Origin of the sequence: Pseudomonas synxantha BG33R (genome assembly GCF_000263715.2) — a bacterium.
Lineage (GTDB): Bacteria > Pseudomonadota > Gammaproteobacteria > Pseudomonadales > Pseudomonadaceae > Aquipseudomonas > Aquipseudomonas synxantha_A.
Genome location: NZ_CM001514.1, coordinates 3659291 through 3663342, shown reverse-complemented (window position 1 = coordinate 3663342; position 4052 = coordinate 3659291). Strand labels below are relative to the sequence as shown.

Below are 4052 nucleotides of genomic sequence, written 5' to 3'. Positions count from 1 at the left end.
TGCTTGTACACCGATCCAAATGGGGGCTTGCTTCCGATTGCGGTCTGTCGGAGTACATATCCGTTCCTTTGGTAACGGCCACTTATGGTTCCGCTCTTACAGCGGGTCACTTTTGGAAAGGCCCAAAAGTAACCAAAAGGCCTTCGCCCCACCACTCGGCACCTCGCCTAGGCTCGGTGTGCCCGAACGCGAACTTTGGAGCGTGGGCCGCCGCGATGGGCCATCCATGGCCCAGCGCGGCTAACCCGGCGTCCTGCCGGGTTACCCACGCTCCAAAGTCCGCGTTCGGCCAGCGTGGTTTAACGGGGCGATCCCAGATCAAAAGCACAGCGCGGCGGCCTTATAGCCGACCGGTTTTGGCTGTCGAGGTGGGTCAGAAATGGCAGGAGTATGGGAGGGGGCTTGCCCCCGGTAACCACGATGCGAAGCGAGCCGCCCTTGATCTTGATCTTGATCTGCTTTTGATCTTAGGCGCCCCGTTAAACCACGCTGGCCGGAATTCGACAGGGATTTGGGGGGGAAACCGGCAGGGATGCCGGTTTAGCCGCCCCGCGCCATGGATGGCGCGTGGCGGCGGCCCCCCAAATCCCTGTCGGATTACGGGCACACCGAGCCTAGGCGAGGTGCCGAGTGGTGGGGCAAGAGCGTTTTGCTTACTTTTGCGCTTTTCAAAAGTGAGCCGCTGTAAGAGCGGAACCAATAGTGGCCGTTACCTAAATAACGGATATGTACTCGTTTTGATCCAACATCCTGGTCGGCTGTCAGGCCGCCATCGGGAGCAAGCCCCCTCCCACATTTTTAAGCAGTGCAAGTCAATGAAACCTCACTCTGCTTTTGCAACCCGATGCCGCCTCTACCCGAATAACGGATCTGTACTCAATCAAGAAGCCAACCATGCAAACGTCTAAATTCCGCAAAATCGGCCTCCTGGCAGCATTGGCCGTCGCCATCGGCCTGATCATCTACACCGTAAAGGCCCCCGCCGACGCCCCCCAATACCTCACCGCCACCACCGAACGCGGCGATATCGAAAACGCGGTATTGGCCACCGGCCTGCTCGAAGGCATCAAGCAGGTCGACGTCGGCGCCCAAGTCTCCGGCCAGCTCAAATCGCTGAAAGTCAAAGTCGGCGACAAGGTAAAAAAGGGTCAGTGGCTAGCCGAAATCGACCCGCTGATCCTGCAGAACACCCTGCGCAAAGCCCAGGTCGACGAAGAAAACCTCCAGGCCCAACGCCGCGCCACCGCCGCGCAGCTCAAGCAGGCCAAGTCTGTCTATGAACGCTACAAGGGCCTGCAGGCCGACGAGTCGGTGTCACGCCAGGATTTCGAAGACGCCGAATCAAGCTTCCAGGTGCAGCAGGCCAACCTGCTGTCCCTGGACGCACAGATCAAAAGCGCACACATCCAGATCGACACCGCCAAGGTCAACCTGGCCTACACCCGCATCAACGCGCCCATCGACGGCGACGTAGTGGGCATCGTCACCCAGGAAGGCCAGACCGTGATCGCCAGCCAGCTCGCACCGGTACTGCTCAAGCTGGCGGACCTGGACACCATGACCGTCAAGGCCCAGGTCTCGGAAGCGGATGTGATTCATATCAGCCCCGGCCAGCAGGTGTACTTCACCATCCTCGGCGAGGCGGACAAACGCTATTACGCCAAACTGCGCGGCACTGAACCAGCCCCGCAGAACTTCCTCGAAACCCAGACCGCCGGCACCCCCAAGCAGAACACCGCGGTGTTTTATAACGCGCTGTTCGACGTGCCCAACCCTGACCATCGCCTGCGCATCGCCATGACCGCACAGGTGCGCATTGTGCTCGACACCGCAGAGGCCGCATTGATGGTGCCGGTGGCGGCGCTGGGAGCGCGCAATGCCGACGGCAGTTACCCGGTGCGGGTGCTGGATGCCAAGGGCAAAGCGGTAGAGCGCAACGTCAGAACCGGCATCAATAACAACGTCAAGGTGCAGATTCTGGATGGACTGGCCGAGGGCGACAAGGTGGTGATCGGCGACGCCACACCCGCCGTGGCAGGGAGCTGAGCCATGACCCAGCCTCTGTTGGAACTCAAGGGCATCACCCGCAGCTTCATGGCCGGCGAGCGTGAATTCATCGCGCTCAAAGGCATCGACCTGACGATTCATGCCGGGGAAATGCTGGCGATCATCGGCGCCTCGGGCTCGGGCAAATCGACCCTGATGAATATCCTTGGCGGCCTGGATTACGCCACTGCCGGCAGCTACAAGATCAATGGCATCGAAACCCGCTCCCTGGGCGATGAGCAACTGGCTGAACTGCGCCGTGATTACTTCGGCTTTATCTTCCAGCGCTACCATTTGCTTGCTCACCTGAGCGCCTTGCACAACGTGGAAATGCCAGCGATTTATGCTGGCACTCCTGAAAGCCAGCGTCACAGCCGCGCGCGGGAGTTGCTCCAGCGGTTGGGCCTGGCGAGTCATATCACCCACCGACCCAGCCAGCTGTCCGGCGGGCAACAACAGCGCGTGAGTATCGCGCGGGCCCTGATGAACGGCGGCGAAGTGATCCTCGCCGACGAACCCACCGGTGCCCTCGACACCCACAGCGGCAAGGAAGTGATGCGTATCCTCGCAGAGCTGCACGCGGCCGGGCACACGGTGATCATCGTCACCCACGACCCCAAGGTCGCCGCGAATGCCCAGCGCATTGTCGAGGTGTGTGACGGTGAGATTGTCAGTGACAAGGTCAATGACAGCGTTGGCCTGGAGCTGCCCAGCGAAGCGCCGATCGAGCCCAGGCGCAGTGGTGCGCGGCGCCTGGTGGCGAGCCTGGGGCTATTCAAGGAAGCCTTCAACATGGCCTGGGTGGCGCTGATTTCGCACCGCATGCGCACCTTGCTGACCATGCTCGGCATTGTGATCGGGATCACCTCGGTGGTGTCGATCTCGGCCATCGGCGAAGGCGCCAAGCGCTATGTGCTCAAGGACATCCAGGCGATCGGCAGCAACACCATCGATATCTTTTCCGGCACCAGCTTTGGTGACAGTCGCGCCTCGGCGATCCAGACGCTGATGCCCTCGGATGTGGACGCGCTGAACCAGCTGTATTACGTCGACAGCGCCACGCCGGTGGTGGGCCGCAACCTGTTGCTGCGCTTTGGCAACATCGATGTGGATGCCCAGGTCAACGGCGTCAGTGACCGCTACTTCAAGGTCAAGGGCCTCAAGCTGGAAGCCGGCATTGCCTTCAGTGAAAGCGATGCGCGGCGCCAGGCGCAGGTGGTGGTGATCGACCACAACACTCGCCAACGCCTGTTCGGGCCGAACATCGACCCGCTGGGCCAGGTGATCCTGGTCGGCAACCTGCCGTGTACGGTGATCGGCGTGACGGCGGACAACAAGAATATGTTCGCCGCCAGCAAGGCGCTGAACGTGTGGGTGCCGTATGAGACGGCGGCGGGGCGCCTGTTGGGCCAGCGTCATCTGGACAGCATCACCGTGCGCATCAAAGACGGCCAGCCGAGCAAGGTGGTGGAGGACAACGTCAACAAGCTGATGCTGCAACGTCACGGCACCAAGGACTTCTTCACCAACAACCTCGACAGCATCATGCAGACGGTGCAAAAAACCAGCCGTTCCCTGGCGCTGCTGTTGTCGTTGATTGCGGTGATTTCATTGCTGGTGGGAGGCATTGGCGTGATGAATATCATGCTGGTGTCGGTCACCGAGCGCACCCGCGAGATTGGTATCCGCATGGCGGTGGGGGCGCGCCAGTCGGATATTCGCCAGCAGTTTCTGGTGGAGGCGGTGATGGTGTGTTTGATCGGCGGGATCATCGGGATCTCGTTGTCCTACGCCATCGGCTACCTGTTTTCGCTGTTTGTGAAGGAGTGGGAAATGGTGTTTTCGGTGGGTTCGATCATTACCGCGTTTGCCTGCTCGACGCTGATCGGCATTGTGTTCGGGTTTGTACCAGCGAGGAACGCGGCGCGCCTGGACCCGATCGAGGCGCTGGCCCGGGACTGATGTCTACTGCCAATTGAGAACCAATGTGGGAGGGAGCAAGCCGC

General features: G+C 60.8%; 2 protein-coding genes. Both read left to right on the top strand.

Annotated elements, in window-relative coordinates:
• The first annotated feature begins 894 nt into the window (after nt 1-894).
• Entirely contained in the window at nt 895-2046 is a 1152-nt protein-coding gene (macA, locus tag PSEBG33_RS11465; protein ID WP_005788987.1) for a macrolide transporter subunit MacA, read from the top strand.
• Between the two features lie 3 nt (nt 2047-2049).
• Nucleotides 2050-4008 (top strand): MacB family efflux pump subunit, encoded by a 1959-nt coding sequence (locus PSEBG33_RS11470; RefSeq protein WP_005788986.1) that lies wholly within the window; start codon nt 2050-2052, stop codon nt 4006-4008.
• Nucleotides 4009-4052 lie beyond the last annotated feature (44 nt).